This window comes from Streptomyces sp. NPDC005281 (assembly GCF_040607495.1).
Classification (GTDB): Bacteria; Actinomycetota; Actinomycetes; order Streptomycetales; family Streptomycetaceae; genus Streptomyces.
The window spans coordinates 179,089-193,341 of sequence record NZ_JBEXGX010000014.1 but is presented as its reverse complement, the minus strand read 5'-3'; the positions used below and the strand labels follow the sequence as shown (position 1 = coordinate 193,341).

The window sequence follows — 14,253 nt, the reverse complement described above, 5'->3', positions numbered from 1 at the left end:
CCGGGTGCGCGCCCCGGAGCACACTGCGAAACATGACCCAGATCCCGTCCCCGGCCGAGGAATTGCGGCTCCTGGACACCGAGTTGCGGCAACTAGACGCACGCCGGGCCGTGTTGCTGACCCGCCGCGCCTGGCTGCTCCACGCGCTCCGGCCGGCGCCCGTACGGACCGCGCCCCCGGCGCCCGGCACCCGGCGTCCCGAGACCACCGCACCCGGGGTGCAGAACGTGCTCCTGCTCCTCGGCGGCATCCTGCTGGCCGTGGCCGCCATCGCGTTCACGCTGGTCGGCTGGGGGCAGCTGGGGATCACGGGGCGGTCCCTGGTGCTCGGCGCGGTGACGCTGGCCGCCCTCGGCGCGCCCGTGCTCCTGCTGCGCCGCGGGCTGCGCTCGACGGCGGAGGCGCTGGCGGGGACGGGCCTGGTGCTGACGGTCCTGGACGCGTACGCGCTGTACGCGGTCGCGCTCCCCGGCACGGACGGCGCCGGCTACGCGGCGCTCGCCTCGGCGGCGCTGGCCGCGTCGTGGACGGTGTACGGGGTGGCGCTCGGCTCGCCGCTCCGGACGGCCGGTCCCGGTGCACGTCCGTCGCTGCGGCTGCCCCTGCCCGCCGCCGTGGCCGCCGCCCAGTTGCCGCTGCTCCTGTGGGCGGTGGCCGCCGCCGCGGGTGCGCACGCCGCCACGGCCGCCCTTCTGATCACGGCGGCGCTCGACGTGGTGCTCGCGCTGCGCCTGCCCGTGAAGTCCGTCCGGGCCGTCGCCGCCGTCGGGGCGTACGGTCTGGGCGGCTGGGGCACCTTCGCCGCCGGCTGCCTGTCCTGGACGGCCGCCGGTCCGGGCGCCGCCGCCCGTGCGGCGGCGCTCCTCCTCCTCGCCGCGTCGATCGCGCTGACGGCGGCGTGGGGCGCACCGAAGTCGGGCCTCACGACGGCCACCGCGACAGGCGTCGCGACGGCCGGGGGGCTGATCGGCGTCGTCGCGTTCGGCGGGGTGCTGCGGGCGTCCCTGCCGGGCGAATGGACGGTTCCCGGTCATCTGGTGTGCGCGATCGCCCTGTCGGCCGTCGCCGGAAGGGGCGTTCCCGCGCAGGTGCGCCGTGGGATCGCAGTGGCCTCCGGCTGTGTGGGGGCCCTCGCCGTGGCATGGGCCCTGCCCGTCGTCGTGATCGCCCTGGTGGGACCGATCGGCCGGGTGGGCTCCGTCTGGTCCGGTGTTCCGGCGAACGCGCGGGACGCGGTGACGAACGGTCTGCCCTGGCCCCGGGACGCGGTCACGGCACCGCTCGTGCTCGCGCTCGTCGCCGCGGCCCTGGTGGTGGCCGTCCGCGCCGCCGCGTGGCGGCGGCACGCCCTGGCCGGCGCGCTGGCCCTGGCGTGGGCGACGGTGCTCGTCCTCCCGGCGGCCCTCGAACTCCCTTACGTGGCCGCGCTGTCCGTCCAGGGGATCACCGTGGCGGCGCTGCTCGGGTACGCCCGCTGGACCGCCTGGCCACTGACGGCGTCGGTGCCGGCCCTTCTCACCTCCCTCGGCCTCGCGCTCCTCGCGCTGGCCTCCGAGGGCGCGACCCTCACCGTCCTCGCCGCGCTGACCGCCCTGTTCGCGGTGGCCGCCCCGCGGCCCGGCCTCGGCCCGGTCGCGGCGCCCGCCGCACTCGGATACGCCACCGCCCTCGCCTGCGCGACCGGTGCCTCCCTCGGTCTTCAGCCCCAGCACACCGCGCTGCTCGTACTCGCCGTGCCCGTGGCCGCCGCGCTGCTCGCCCCGCGCGTCGAGGACGGACCGACAACTCTGTCGATCGAGATCACCGGTGCCCTCGCCGGTCTGCTCGCCGTCGCGCTCGCGGTGGCCGAACCGGCCCTGCTGGCCACGGTCCTGGCCCTGTGCGGTCTGATCGCCGCGGGTACGGCCGTACGGGAGGACCGACGCCCCGTCGCGCACGCGGCGGCCGCCCTGTTCGTGCTGGCCTCCTGGGTGCGCCTCGCGTCCTGGGGTGTCGGCTCCCCGGAGGCGTACACGCTGCCGGTGACCGTTCCGGCACTGCTCCTCGGCGCGTACAGGCGCCGCTCGGACGACTCGGTGTCGTCGTGGACGGCGTACGCGCCGGGCCTGTCCGTGACGCTCGTGCCGAGCCTGTTCGCGGCATGGGGCGACGCACAGTGGCAGCGTCCGCTGCTGCTGGGCGCCGCGGCGCTCGCGGTCACCCTGCTGGGCGCGCGGCACCGGCTCCAGGCCCCGCTGGTCCTGGGCGGCGCGGTACTGGTCCTGGACGCCCTGCACGAACTCGCGCCCTTCATAGTGCAGTTGGTGGACGCGCTCCCCCGCTGGACGCCTCCCGCGCTCGCCGGGCTGCTGCTGCTCGCGCTGGGCGCCACGTACGAGCAGCGGATCCGCGACGCACGGCGGGTGCGGGAGGTCCTGGGGAGGATGGACTAGCGATCGGTCACAACAGGCCGGTCACGAAGGCATCCTGTCGCCGAGGAGTGCCAGGTTCTCGATGGCGGCGAGGCCGTAGAGCGCTGTGTCGTTCGTATAGACCCAGCCGGCCTCGCTGCCCGGCACCAGGGTGAGAGGGCCGGTCAGCTTCTCCGTCCTCCAGGGCGAGGACTCGGTGTAGCCGTCGGAGTTGTAGAACTTCACCCAGGCCCGCGCGGCGAGTCGGGCGTCGCCGGTCTGCACGGCGGCGTACGCGTCGAGGCGGGAGTGGCCCTGGAAGAGCAGCAGGGAGCCGAAGTTGGCGCCGTACCGGGCCGCCTGCTCGGCCTTGGTGGCGTTGAAGTAGCGGCAGTAGTCGAGGTACGCCTCCTTGAAGGCGGGCATGTCGACGAGATCGACGAGTTCGGCGCACAGTTCGTTCAGGCCGAAGACGGCGGACAGGTGCGAGACGCCGACCACCGGCTCGGCGGCGACGGCGAACCGGCCGGTGTCGAGGTCGTACAGGCCTGAGCCCTGGACGAATCCGTTGGGCTGCGCGGCGATGGTCTCCATCGTCGAGAGCACGCGCGCCTTCGCCTTCTCCCACTTGGGCCCCTTGCGTTCCCACTCGGTCAGCCACGCCGAGACGAGCCCGCTCCAGTCGGTGCCGAAGCCGATCGAGAGCGCGTGCCGATCGGGTGTGTACGGCTCGGTGCGGATCTTGCGCAGCGGATCCAGGGCGAGGAAGGTCTCGTCGGAGTCGACGTTGGCGTGCATGAGGTCGCCGACGCCCTCGTCGGCGGTGAGGAAGTAGTAGTAGCGCCGGTAGGTGGTGTTGGCGATGCGCTGCTGCTTGGCGCTGTCGGCGTAGTGCTGCACTCCGTGCCGGGTGCCGAGCCCCGCCCACTGGCCGAGGTGGTAGACGTCGACCTCGCCGGTGTGCCGCGTCATCGCCTCGGCGAAGCGGAAGATGTCCGCGCGGCCGCTGCGCAGATAGGCGAACCACAGCCACAGGTCCGGCGACAGCTCGGAGTTGTCCCAGGCGTAGCCGCCGATGTCGTAGCGCCACTGGTGCCTGACCGGGTCGTACGAGTGCATGATGTCGCCGTAGTCCCAGAAGCCGTACCAACGGCGCATCTCCACCTGGTCCTTGTAATAGGTGAAGAGGAAGTCGAGATGGTCCTCGATCTTCGCCTTGGCCGGTGTCGACCGGTCGGGCTCCGAGTAGAGACCCGGGCCGAAGACCTTCGCCCCGATCAACTGCCGGGGCGGGGCGGCCAGCTGCGGCAGCACGCGTACGGCGTCGACCTGCCGGGCGAGCTTCTCGGGTGCGGGTGTCGACTCGTTGGCCCAGAAGAGCAGTTCGGAGGTGCGGGCGATGCCGTACGGGGTCCCGAAGCCGGGTTCGTGGTCCTCGTAGGTGATGTTGAGGCCTTCGAGCTGTTCGGCGTACGTGTCCTGGCCCATCCCGTCGTGGTAGAAGCGCAGGTCCATGGGGCGGGCCTCGGGCGACCAGAGCCAGAGGGTGACCTCGGCCTCCTCGGTGTGGGCGTCGCGGATGTCGAGCTGGGCGGGGAACTTCTCCCAGAAGTCGCGCAGTCCGAAGGAGAGTCCGCCGCTCGGCCCGCCGACATAGCCGAAGCCCGAGGCGCGCCGGCCGCCGCCCGCGGCGATCCAGCCGTGTCCCTTCCTGGTCCGCTTGCGCAGGCTGAACCCGTCGGCGGAGAGCTGGGAGAGGGTGTAGTCGCCCCACTCGGGGACGTACTGGAGCCGGGTGGTGACCCGCTGGTCCCAGGTGGAGGGGTCGGGCAGTCTCTCTCCCTCGAACTGAGCCGCCTGGACGGCGGCTCCGGGGTCGCGGCGCAGGCCGGTGACGCCCTGGACTGCCTCGCGGAGCAGACCGGTCCCGTCGCCGCCGATCCGGATGTGCCGGTCGTAGGGGGCGTCCCGCATCGGCACGGTGAAGCGGACGCCGAGCCCGCGGACGAAGTCGCCGCTGCTCCCGCCGGGTTCCTGCTTCCCGTCGAAGGTGATCGTGTGCACCATGCGGAAGGAGTCGGCGCCGGCGTAGAAGTACAGGCGGACCGAGAACGGCAGCCAACTCCGGTCGCTCTTACGGTGCTTGCCGTCGATGCGGACGACCGCCCTTACCGGGCCCGCCTGTTCGACGTCGACGCCCGAGATCGCGCTCTCGAACCGCTCGTACTTCTCGGCGCCCTGGTCCTCGTCCTCGATCTCCGGCTGGCGGATCAGAACGAGGCGGCCGTTCCTGGCGATCTCGGTCGTACCGCGTGTCACGGACTTGACCAGGGTGGAACCGCTCGTGCCGATCTTCACGGTGATCACCCCGGTCGAGACGCCGATGGTGCCGCCGCTGCGGTCGACGCTCACCCTCCGCTCCGGCGCGGCGGGCTCCCCCGCGGTCAGCGTGAGGCCGCCCGCGTCCGAACTCATCGCGTGCGCCGTCCACTTGAGCGATCCGTCGGGCCAGTAGGCGATGGGCCAGGACTGCGTGGGGACGGCCTTGCCTTCGGCGTCCGTGAGGGCGAACGTCTGGTCCGGCGGGTAGGCGCCTCTGTGCCAGGGCACGCCGACGGTGGAACCGGGGGCGGCGCCGAGGCCGCCGTCCTCCAGCCAGCCGAGGCTCACGGGGTCCGGGGCGGCGGTCTCCGCTCCGGGCGCCGCCTGCGCGTTCGTGGCGCCGAGGGCCCAGCTGAACTGCGTGGCGGCTCCGGCGACGGCGGCCGCCTTGAGAAGGGACCTGCGGGGGATGGGCGACATGACCTTTCCTCTCCTACGGGATGGTCAGGGGCATGACAGTGCAGAGGCATGGCTGAGGCGGCCGGGCAGGCGGGGCCCGGCCTGCGGACGTACGGGCTCAGTGGTGCCGCCGGCGCTCCTCGACGGCGACGGCGGCCGCGGCCACGGCCCCCAGGGCGGGGACCGCCAACGGAGCGACGAGCAGGGCGGAGCAGACCACGACGGCCAGCCCGCCGACGAGCAGGAAGGACCCGGCGGGATCGAGGACGGTACGGCGCCCGGCGTCCGCGAGCAGCCCGCGCCAGGCCGCCCCCGGCTCCCAGACGGCGGCCGCGCGCAGTCCGGCGACCGCTCCCCCGAGCAGCGCGAGGAGACCGACGGCGCCGACGAGCGGACCACCGGGGATTCCGGCGCGGGCGGCCTGGACATCGACCCAGACCGCCGCCGCCCCGGCCCATCCGGCGGCTCCGGCGAGCAGGCCGCCCCGCCCGGCCGCCCGGAAGTCGGCGACGAACTCCCGCCATCCGCCGCCCTCATGAGCCGTACGCCGGCGAAGATGCCGCGCGCCGGCCGCGAACGCGGCGGGAACGGTCACGAGAGGCAGCGCGGCCACCGCGATCCACACCCCGGTCAGCAGACACTCCGCGAAGACGGCGAACCGCTCGGCGAGGACGGACTCCCGGGGTGCCCTGCGGGCGCCGGCCCTCGGCCGGGTGACGGCCATCTCAGCCCTTCAATCCCGACGTGGCCATACCGTCGATCAGATACCGCTGGAAGGCGAGGAAGAAGAGGAGCACGGGCAGCAGCGCCACCAGCGACATCGCGATCATTCCGCCGTAGTTGGCGACGCCCTCCTGGTCGCGGAACATCATCATGCCGAGCGAGACCGTGTACTTGCCGGGCTCGTTGAGGTAGATCAGCGGGCCCATGAAGTCGTTCCAGGCGTTGATGAAGGTGAAGATCGCGCTGGTGATGAGGGCGGGGCGGCACAGCGGCAGCACGATCGACCAGTAGATGCGCGCGTGGCCGCAGCCGTCGAGGCGCGCCGCCTCGTCCAGTTCGCGTGGCAGGTTCCGCATGAACTGCACCATGAGGAAGACGAAGAACGCCTCGGTGGCCAGGTACTTGCCGACCAGCAGCGGCACATAGGTGTTGACCAGCCCCGCCTTCTGGAACATCACGTACTGCGGGATGAGCAGCACGTGATACGGCAGCAGGAGCGTGCCGATCATCAGCGAGAACAGCAGGTTCCGCCCGGCGAACCGGATCCTGGCGAAGGCGTACGCGGTCAGCGAGCAGGAGATCAGGATGCCGGCGACGGAACCGAGCGCGTAGAAGAGGGAGTTCTGGAAGAAGGTGGCGATCGGGATGTCGGCGATCCCGTCGGCCAGTCCCTTGAAGTTGGCCAGGATCGGACGGGCCGGGAACAGCTCCAGGCCGCCGATGATCTCGCGGCTCGGCTTGAAGGAGGCGCCGACGACCCACAGGACGGGGTAGAGGACGACCGCTAGGACGAGCAGGGCCCCGATGTGCCAGGCGAGCGAGCCGGTACGCCCTCGTCCGGGTCTCCGCGCGGGCCCCGGGGCACTGACGGCGCCGAACGCCTTTCCGCCGGCGCCGCTCATCGGGCGTCCTCCTCGTAGTGGACCCAGCGCTTCTGCGACCAGAAGAGGACGGCGGTCACCAGCGCGACGGCGAGCAGCAGCATCCAGGCCATGGCGGAGGCGAAGCCCATCTGGGACTCCTTGAAGCCCTTCTGGTAGAGGTAACAGGTGTAGACGAGCGTGGCGTCGGCCGGACCGCAGGCGGTGTTGGAGACCACGTACGCGGAACCGAAGATCTGGAACGAGTGGATCGTCTCCAGGAGCACGTTGAAGAACAGCACGGGTGACAGCATCGGCAGCGTGATGCTCCAGAACCTGCGCAGCGGTCCGGCGCCGTCCACCTCCGCCGCCTCGTACAACTCCCTCGGCACCTGTTTGAGCCCGGCCAGGAAGATGACCATCGGCGCGCCGAACTGCCAGACGGTGAGTGCCACCAGGCTGTAGAGCACCCGGTCCGGATCGCCGACCCAGCCTCCGGGGTGGAAGCCGAGGAAGGACTGCGTACGGTCCACTGCGGCGCCGTCGGAGAACAGCGCGCGCCAGACGAAGCCGACCGAGACGCTCGCGCCGATCAGCGACGGGGCGTAGAACGCGGCCCGGTAGAAGCCCTGCCCGCGTCGGCTCTGCGCGAGGAGAAGGGCCACCCCGAGCGCCAGCAGCAGCTTGAGCGGTGTCCCGATGACGACGTACTTGGCCGTGACCTCCACCGACTTCTGCCACCGGGGGTCGTCGAACATGGTGGTGAAGTTGCCGAAGCCGATCCACCGCGGCGCGTCGAAGAGGTTGTAGTCGGTGAAGGCGAAGTAGAGGGAGGCGGCCATCGGGCCCGCGGTCAGCAGCAGGAAGCCCGCGATCCACGGCGACATGAAGAGAAAGCCGGCGAGATTCTCCCCGCGTCGCCGGCGCCTGTCCGCGCCGGGTGCCGCGAGGCGGGTCCGTGCGACCCCGGGCGGAGAGTCCTTGACGAGCGTCATGGCGGTTCCCATCAGGCGGCGAGGGCGGTCTTCGCCTCGGAGAAGAACTGCTTCACCGCGTCGGAGACCTTGGTGCCCTGCGACATGTCACCGCCGATGCGCAGGAAGGCGGATTCGACGGTGTCGGCGCCCGCCGGATGCGGGGTGATCGTGCCCAGCACACCGGCCGCGGCGACGTCCTGCTCGTACCGCGCGATGGCCTTGCTGGGTGCGTCGGAGGGCTTGAACGCGTCGAACTGCTCGGTGGTGGCCAGGATCCCGCGGTCGTAGCCCATGATCTTGCCGACCTCGGGGTCGTGGACCATGAAGTCGATGAACTGCGCGACTTCCTTGGGGTGCTTGGTGTGCGCGGACGCGCTGAGCATCAGCGAGGCGAGGTACTGGCCCGTCTGCTTGCCGTCCGTGGTCGGGATCGGCGCCAGACCGTAACTGCTGTCGCCCTCGGCCGTATAACGGACGGTGAAGTTGTCCCAGGTGAACTCGGAGGCCGCGTGGCCCGCCGAGAGGGAGGACTTGGGCTTGTCCTGTTCGACCCGCTTGGGATCGGTGACGATGCCGGCCTTCACACGGTTGTAGCCGTCGGTCCACCACTCCGTCAGATCGGCCTCGTCGAAACCGAGTCCGTCCGTGGTGAAGAACGCCTTGCCGTTCTGCCGGAGGTAGAGGTCGTACAGGTACATGATGCTGAAGTACCCGGTGTCCCCCGCCACCTTCTGCGTGTCGTGAATCCTCTTGAGCGCGGCGAAGTACTCGTCCCAGGTCCAGCCCTGCTTCGGCTTGACACCCGCCTTCTCGAACATCTTCTCGTCGACGACAAGTGACATGGTGTTGGATCCGACCGGAATTCCGAGCTGTTTTCCGTCGACCTGGCCGACCTTCTCGACTCCGGCGCGGAAGTTTTTCAGGCTGAGATTTCCGGCGTCTATCTGGGACTTGAGGTCGAGCAGGATCCCTCGCTTGTCGTACTTCCGCAGAAATCCGACGGCGTTCTGGAATACGTCCGGCGGATTTCCGCCCGCGGCCTGGGTCTGGAACTTCTCCCAGAAGGCCACATAATCCTGAAAGTCCGTCTGCACCTTGATGTTCGGATACTTCTTCTCGAAGAGGGCGATGGACCGGTTGATGCGCTTCGCCCGCTCGTCCGCACCCCACCAGGCATAACGGATCGTCACCTTCCCGTCCCCGGCGCCGCTTCCGCTCCCACCGCAGCCCGTCGTCGCGGCCAGGCCCAGCGCAGCCACCGAGGCTCCGGCCGCCCTCAGGACCGTCCGCCGCTCGACACTCCCGTTGTTCACCACTGTCGGGCCTCCCCACACCGTCGACGACGCCTGCATGAATCGTTTCAAGTAAGCGCTTGCTGGCACAAGGTACGGAGGCGGTTCGGGCGCGTCAATGATTCGGACAGGAATTGATGTGCGGCGCTCGGATCCCGTCGCACCGGACCCCGTGGCCCTTCGGGCGCATTCGCACAGGAGTACGCAGGTCGGGCCCTGACGGTCGGCCGGCCGAACATTCCCGGGGCGACGGACCGGCTCCCCGGGACGGCCGAAAACGTACTGCCGCGAGGGGGGCTGACGGGGTGTCGGCGGGGGTGGGGGGTACGGAGCGTGACCCGGCGGGGCTGAACCAGGGGGCCGGAACCGGGTAGAGGGGATGCAGGTGGCCGGCGGGACGGTTGCCGGGACCGGTGGGCCGGAGCCTGGCAGGTTGGCTGCCGGGGGCCGGCGGGACGGGTGCCGGAGCCGGTGGGCCGGAGCCCGATGGAGGGGCTGCCGGTGCCCGGCGGGGCTGCACCCGGCGGGGCTGGAGCACTGGCCCCGAGCCACGGAGTGCAGCCAGAGCCTTCTTTCGCCCCCTCCGCCCCTACCCGTCCCGTACCTGGGGCTCCGCCCCGGACCCCGCTCCTCAAACGCCGGAGGGGCCGAACTTTCCCCCGCGGCCGAGGGAGTGGACCAGGGGGAATGTGTCCCCTGCGGCCGAAGGGGTGGGCCAGGGGGAATGCCCCCCGAGGCCGAAGGCGCGGACCGAGGAAGGGAACCTGCCCCCTCGACCGAAGCCGTGGACCTAGGGAATCCTGCCCCCACCACCGAAGCCGTGGACCAGCGGAAACCTGCCCGCGCGACCCAAGTGGTGAACCCTGGGAATCCGCCCGCGCGACCGAAGTCGTGGACCGGGGAATCCGCCCCCACGGCCGCCGCGAGGCCGAGGGGGTCTGGGCCTTGACCCGAAGGCGGGCGGAGAGGAGGGGCGATTTGCTGTGGCGTCCGCTCAAGGTGCCGCCAGATCACACCCGTGGCGGACTGGGCCGGCACCCCCACTCACGGGCACCCGGCGACGCACGGAAGGGGCCGTGCCGGTACATCAATGCCCGTCGCCACCGACACCCGCATCTCGTCCAACGGCGACGGGCTGATGCACCGGCACGGCCCCGACCCCCACCGGCCGGAACCCGTGAACGCCGACGCACGCGAACCGCACCCGCAACGCCCGGAGAGCCTCGCCCTTCGCCCCGCCCCGACCAGACCAGACCCGGAAAAACGACAAAGACGGCTCCGGTCCACGGTGTCGTGGGCCGGAGCCGTCTTGCATACGTGTGGGCGATACTGGGTTCGAACCAGTGACCTCTTCGGTGTGAACGAAGCGCTCTCCCGCTGAGCTAATCGCCCGGGCGCAGGAAGAACATTACCCCATGTCAGGGGATGGCCTCGACCAGCCGAGACAGCCGGACGGGGCCCCCGCCCACTGTCTCACTCCGAGATGTTCCACGGCATCGTGAAGCCGAACTTCCAGAGGTACACACCCACCAGGACGGCCACGATCACGAGCCCGACCGCAGTGAGGATGATGTTGCGACGCCGGACCTTGGGATCGAGCGCCCGCTGCGTGGCCTCCGTGACCTTGCGCTTCGTCCAGCGGAGCACGAGCTGGGCCCAGACGAACTCGGTCGCCCAGATCGCCATGCCGCCGAAGATCACCAGCCACCCGGGCCCCGGCAGCGGAAGCATGATCACGCCAGCGACGACCACCGCGAGCCCGACGACGAAAACGCCCACCTGCCAGCTCACGTGCAGCGCGCGCCGAGCCTTGATGAATTGGGGCGCCCGTGAACCGAGCGCTCGCTCATTGTTCGCCCCGTCGCCGGCCGTGGCCACCTCGCCGGACTCGTCACTCCCCGTATTCATACGACCAAACCCTACCCGAGAGAAACCAGTCACCGGAATGGCCCTATCCGGAGAACGCACCCTCGGCCGGATGAGTTACATAAAGACATGCAAAACCCTCAGAGGGGTTTACAACGGCACCGTAGGTGGCATGTCGATTTCGCCGACGTGCGAATCCCCGAGCGCACACTGAGCGAAAGGCCCTGGCGCTTATGAACACCACGGTCAGCTGCGAGCTGCACCTGCGCCTCGTTGTGTCGAGCGAGTCCTCACTGCCTGTACCCGCAGGACTGCGGTATGACACGGCCGATCCCTATGCCGTGCACGCCACCTTCCACACCGGAGCCGAGGAAACCGTCGAGTGGGTGTTCGCCCGCGACCTCCTCGCCGAGGGCCTGCACCGGCCCACCGGTACCGGCGACGTCCGAGTCTGGCCGTCCCGAAGCCACGGCCAGGGCGTCGTATGCATCGCCCTGAGCTCCCCGGAGGGTGAAGCCCTGCTCGAAGCCCCTGCGAGGGCCCTGGAGTCATTCCTGAAGCGAACGGACGCAGCCGTGCCGCCCGGCACGGAACACCGGCACTTCGACCTCGACACGGAGCTCTCCCACATCCTGGCCGAGAGCTGACGCGTCACGACAGAGCCGCCCGGCGCCGTCCACTCGGGGAGACGGCTCGGGCTCAGACAACCGCACAGGAAAGACACCGGCGCCGGCACCGCGGAAGGTTCGCGGTGACGGCGCCGCTGCGCGTCCGGCCGCGGAGCGGGCCGATCACCCGGCCCCCGCGGCGAGGCGCGTCTCCCCTCCGCGGCCGGACGCGCCTCCCGGCGCCACTCGTCCCCGCGAGCTCCGCGAACCCCCGCGAGCCCCTTCCGGGCGCGGCTCCCCGCACCGGCGACCCCTCCCCCGTCTCCGTCGCGCCGGGAAGCCACTACCATCGGCCAGCATCGGGCGGGCGCCCTCGCCCGACCCACAGGCCAGGGAGCGAAACGTGCTGATCACCCACGACACCCGGTGCGCACTCGACGCCGTGGTGGATCTGGTGAACACCGCGCCGGAGGACGAGACGGCGGACGGGCTCGCCGACGTGCCGTCCCTCGCCGACTTCGTACGAAAGCACGACATCAGCGACGTAGGGGTGCTGTCGGAGCGCGACCTCGCGGCCGTACAGAACGTTCGCGGCGTGTTCTCCGGGATCTTCGCCGCCGGGGATCCGCGGGCCGCCGCCTCGCTCATCAACGAACTGGTCGCGGCCGCGGGCACCACGCCCCGGCTCACCGACCACGACGGCTATGACTGGCATGTCCACTACTTCGCACCGGGCGCCTCGGTCGCCGACCACCTCGCGGCCGACTGCGGGATGGCACTGGCCTTCTTCGTGGTCGCCGGGGAGCAGGACCGGCTGCGGCGCTGCGAGGCGCCGGACTGCCGGCGCGCCTTCGTGGATCTCTCACGCAACCGCTCCCGCCGCTACTGCGACAGCCGTACGTGTGGGAACCGGCTCCACGTGGCCGCCTACCGGGCGCGCCGCAAGGAAGCCGCGGGCTAGAGACGGCGGACCGGGCCGTGACGGATGCGGTCCGGACCGTGACGGGACACCGGCCGGTTCGCCGGAGTGGCCGGATCCGGAGTGGCCGGATCCACGAGCGGCCTCGCCGCCGGACTGATCGCCGGCCTCACGGCCGGACTGACGGAGCCCTCGGCGGGTGGCGCCAGGGGCTCCGTGTACAGCTCAGAGCAGCAGCAGGTCGTGCAGCGAAGCCATGAGCAGGAGACAGCCGATCACCGCAAGGAAGATCATCAGCGGCGGCTGGGAGAGCGCGAAGAGACAACCGCGCCGCTCCTTGGGCGGAGCAGCGGTGTCGCTCGTTGTTGTATCCAGCATCTCGCGGGCGATGATGACGCAGAGGACGCTCGCTTCGCGATCAACACGCCCGGAATATACGGGAGTTCGCTGGATGATGTGACGGGTGCGCTCGAACGTGAACGGTTCCGCGCGTTCCCTGTGTCACGCGTGTGATCTTGTGTCGCTTCTGCCGGTCAGATGCCGTGCTTCTTCAGGATCGCCTCGATGTCGCTGAAGTCGTCCCCGGAGCCCGTGGCCCGGGGTGTCGCCGCGGGCCGGGCGGCGAGGCCGGAGCCCTGGCCCAGCGACGGGGCCGAAGCCGCGGGGGCGGCCGCCTCACGCTGGGCGGCGGCCTTCGCCGCTCTGCGTTCCTTCCGGGTCCCTCCGCCGCGCCGCTCCACGGCGCGAGTGATCAGGAACAGCGCCCAGGCGCCGCCGAGCACCACGAAGCCGGCCCACGCGGTCGGACTGAACGCGGTGTCGGCCAGCCAGCCGACGACCCCGGTCATGACCAGGCCGATCGGCACCAGGGAGTAGGCGGCGATCCGGGCCGCCGCCAGGAAACGCTTGCGGTACGCCGTCACAGCGGCGATGCCGAGCCCCGCGACGGAGACGGCGGAGCAGACGGTCTCTGCGATCATTCCGGTCCTCCAGGCAGGGCTCGGTGCGACATGGTTCCTCGTCCCTTCCATCCTGCACCGTCACATGCCCGGTATGCCACGGTCCGGGCCCACCTCAGGGAGATCTCGGGGTCGCCGTCCTCCTCAGGTCCCGGTGGCACGGCACCCTCACCGGACTGGGAGACTGGATCCCATGAGCGACTCCCCCGACTCCTCCACCACACGCCCGGCCCCCGTCGTCCTGGACGTCTGGTGCGATCTCCAGTGCCCCGACTGCCGTGACGCTCTCGCCGACCTGCGTACGCTGCGCGCCCGCTACGGCGACCGCATGGAGCTGCGGCTGCGGCACTTCCCCCTGGAGAAGAACAAGCACGCCTTCGCCGCGGCGCAGGCGTCCGAGGAAGCCGCCGAGCAGGGTGAGGCCTGGCCGTACATCGAGGCCGTGCTCGGTCGCGTCGAGGAGCTGGACCGCAAGGGCGGCGAGGCCTTCCTGATCGAGGTCGCACGGGAACTCGGCCTGGACGCCGAGGAGTTCGACACGGCCCTGATCGACGGGCGGCACATCCTGATCGTCGACGCGGACCAGGCCGAGGGCAAGGCGATCGGCGTCACCGGCACCCCTACGTACGTCATCGGCGGTGAGCGCCTGGACGGCGGCAAGAGCCAGGAGGGGCTGCGCGAGCGGATCGAGGAGATCGCCGACCGGCTGCTCGCCGAACAGCCCTGACCCGCGTCACTCCCCGCGTCGCCCCCGTGACGGACCTGGAAGTCAGGCCTCGGGGTTCCGGTCCGCCGGACACGGACCAGGCCGAAGCAGCCCCCGGCCCCCGGCCGAGCAGCCCCTCGCCCAGCCGTACGGAGTGTCGCCCCAGCTCTAC

Annotated in this window: 12 protein-coding genes and 1 tRNA gene; 4 read left to right on the top strand and 9 right to left on the bottom strand. The window is 71.0% G+C overall.

Annotated features, from left to right (window positions below):
- Nucleotides 1–32 precede the first annotated feature (32 nt).
- On the top strand, nucleotides 33–2,432 hold the full coding sequence (locus ABZV42_RS21235; RefSeq protein WP_355978250.1) for a hypothetical protein: 2,400 nt from the start codon (nucleotides 33–35) through the stop codon (nucleotides 2,430–2,432).
- A gap of 21 nt (nucleotides 2,433–2,453) precedes the next feature.
- Here the strand turns inward: ABZV42_RS21235 and ABZV42_RS21230 are convergent, their stop codons facing one another.
- The 7 genes from ABZV42_RS21230 to ABZV42_RS21200 all read right to left on the bottom strand — a co-directional run bounded on the left by ABZV42_RS21230 (nucleotide 2,454) and on the right by ABZV42_RS21200 (nucleotide 10,931).
- Entirely contained in the window at nucleotides 2,454–5,192 is a 2,739-nt protein-coding gene (locus tag ABZV42_RS21230; protein ID WP_356053103.1) for a Tat pathway signal sequence domain protein, read from the bottom strand.
- 97 nt (nucleotides 5,193–5,289) lie between these two features.
- On the bottom strand, nucleotides 5,290–5,895 hold the full coding sequence (locus ABZV42_RS21225; RefSeq protein ID WP_355978254.1) for a hypothetical protein: 606 nt from the start codon (nucleotides 5,893–5,895) through the stop codon (nucleotides 5,290–5,292).
- Between the two features lies 1 nt (nucleotide 5,896).
- Complete coding sequence (locus ABZV42_RS21220; protein ID WP_355978257.1) at nucleotides 5,897–6,796, bottom strand: carbohydrate ABC transporter permease; 900 nt, start codon at nucleotides 6,794–6,796, stop codon at nucleotides 5,897–5,899.
- Nucleotides 6,793–7,749: a sugar ABC transporter permease gene (locus tag ABZV42_RS21215; RefSeq protein ID WP_356053101.1), complete on the bottom strand. Its 957-nt coding sequence runs from the start codon at nucleotides 7,747–7,749 to the stop codon at nucleotides 6,793–6,795. The genes ABZV42_RS21220 and ABZV42_RS21215 overlap by 4 nt, the downstream gene beginning before the upstream one ends.
- An 11-nt stretch (nucleotides 7,750–7,760) precedes the next feature.
- Entirely contained in the window at nucleotides 7,761–9,047 is a 1,287-nt protein-coding gene (locus tag ABZV42_RS21210; RefSeq protein WP_355978263.1) for an extracellular solute-binding protein, read from the bottom strand.
- Nucleotides 9,048–10,343: 1,296 nt separating this feature from the next.
- Nucleotides 10,344–10,415: transfer RNA gene (locus ABZV42_RS21205), tRNA-Val, on the bottom strand.
- A gap of 81 nt (nucleotides 10,416–10,496) precedes the next feature.
- Nucleotides 10,497–10,931: a TIGR02611 family protein gene (locus ABZV42_RS21200; protein ID WP_355978266.1), complete on the bottom strand. Its 435-nt coding sequence runs from the start codon at nucleotides 10,929–10,931 to the stop codon at nucleotides 10,497–10,499.
- Between the two features lie 191 nt (nucleotides 10,932–11,122).
- Between ABZV42_RS21200 and ABZV42_RS21195 the strand changes: the two genes are divergently transcribed.
- Together ABZV42_RS21195 and ABZV42_RS21190 are read left to right on the top strand one after the other, a co-directional pair.
- On the top strand, nucleotides 11,123–11,536 hold the full coding sequence (locus ABZV42_RS21195) for an SsgA family sporulation/cell division regulator (protein ID WP_003959770.1): 414 nt from the start codon (nucleotides 11,123–11,125) through the stop codon (nucleotides 11,534–11,536).
- Nucleotides 11,537–11,900: 364 nt separating this feature from the next.
- Nucleotides 11,901–12,458 (top strand): CGNR zinc finger domain-containing protein, encoded by a 558-nt coding sequence (locus ABZV42_RS21190; RefSeq protein ID WP_355978268.1) that lies wholly within the window; start codon nucleotides 11,901–11,903, stop codon nucleotides 12,456–12,458.
- A 183-nt stretch (nucleotides 12,459–12,641) separates the two neighbouring features.
- Here the strand turns inward: ABZV42_RS21190 and ABZV42_RS21185 are convergent, their stop codons facing one another.
- Together ABZV42_RS21185 and ABZV42_RS21180 are read right to left on the bottom strand one after the other, a co-directional pair.
- Nucleotides 12,642–12,794 (bottom strand): hypothetical protein, encoded by a 153-nt coding sequence (locus tag ABZV42_RS21185; RefSeq protein ID WP_355978271.1) that lies wholly within the window; start codon nucleotides 12,792–12,794, stop codon nucleotides 12,642–12,644.
- A 155-nt stretch (nucleotides 12,795–12,949) separates the two neighbouring features.
- Complete coding sequence (locus ABZV42_RS21180) at nucleotides 12,950–13,396, bottom strand: hypothetical protein (RefSeq protein ID WP_355978274.1); 447 nt, start codon at nucleotides 13,394–13,396, stop codon at nucleotides 12,950–12,952.
- Nucleotides 13,397–13,568: 172 nt separating this feature from the next.
- On the opposite strand from ABZV42_RS21180, the gene ABZV42_RS21175 reads away from it, so the two are divergent.
- Complete coding sequence (locus ABZV42_RS21175) at nucleotides 13,569–14,102, top strand: DsbA family protein (RefSeq protein WP_355978276.1); 534 nt, start codon at nucleotides 13,569–13,571, stop codon at nucleotides 14,100–14,102.
- The last annotated feature ends 151 nt before the right edge of the window (nucleotides 14,103–14,253 follow it).

Excerpts from the sequence above, each read along its gene's own strand:
- ABZV42_RS21235 (WP_355978250.1), top strand. The coding sequence starts at position 33 with ATGACCCAGATCCCGTCCCCGGCCGAGGAATTGCGGCTCCTGGACACC.
- ABZV42_RS21230 (WP_356053103.1), bottom strand. The coding sequence starts at position 5,192 with ATGTCGCCCATCCCCCGCAGGTCCCTTCTCAAGGCGGCCGCCGTCGCC.
- ABZV42_RS21225 (WP_355978254.1), bottom strand. The coding sequence starts at position 5,895 with ATGGCCGTCACCCGGCCGAGGGCCGGCGCCCGCAGGGCACCCCGGGAG.
- ABZV42_RS21220 (WP_355978257.1), bottom strand. The coding sequence starts at position 6,796 with ATGAGCGGCGCCGGCGGAAAGGCGTTCGGCGCCGTCAGTGCCCCGGGG.
- ABZV42_RS21215 (WP_356053101.1), bottom strand. The coding sequence starts at position 7,749 with ATGACGCTCGTCAAGGACTCTCCGCCCGGGGTCGCACGGACCCGCCTC.
- ABZV42_RS21200 (WP_355978266.1), bottom strand. The coding sequence starts at position 10,931 with ATGAATACGGGGAGTGACGAGTCCGGCGAGGTGGCCACGGCCGGCGAC.
- ABZV42_RS21195 (WP_003959770.1), top strand. The coding sequence starts at position 11,123 with ATGAACACCACGGTCAGCTGCGAGCTGCACCTGCGCCTCGTTGTGTCG.
- ABZV42_RS21185 (WP_355978271.1), bottom strand. The coding sequence starts at position 12,794 with ATGCTGGATACAACAACGAGCGACACCGCTGCTCCGCCCAAGGAGCGG.
- ABZV42_RS21180 (WP_355978274.1), bottom strand. The coding sequence starts at position 13,396 with ATGATCGCAGAGACCGTCTGCTCCGCCGTCTCCGTCGCGGGGCTCGGC.
- ABZV42_RS21175 (WP_355978276.1), top strand. The coding sequence starts at position 13,569 with ATGAGCGACTCCCCCGACTCCTCCACCACACGCCCGGCCCCCGTCGTC.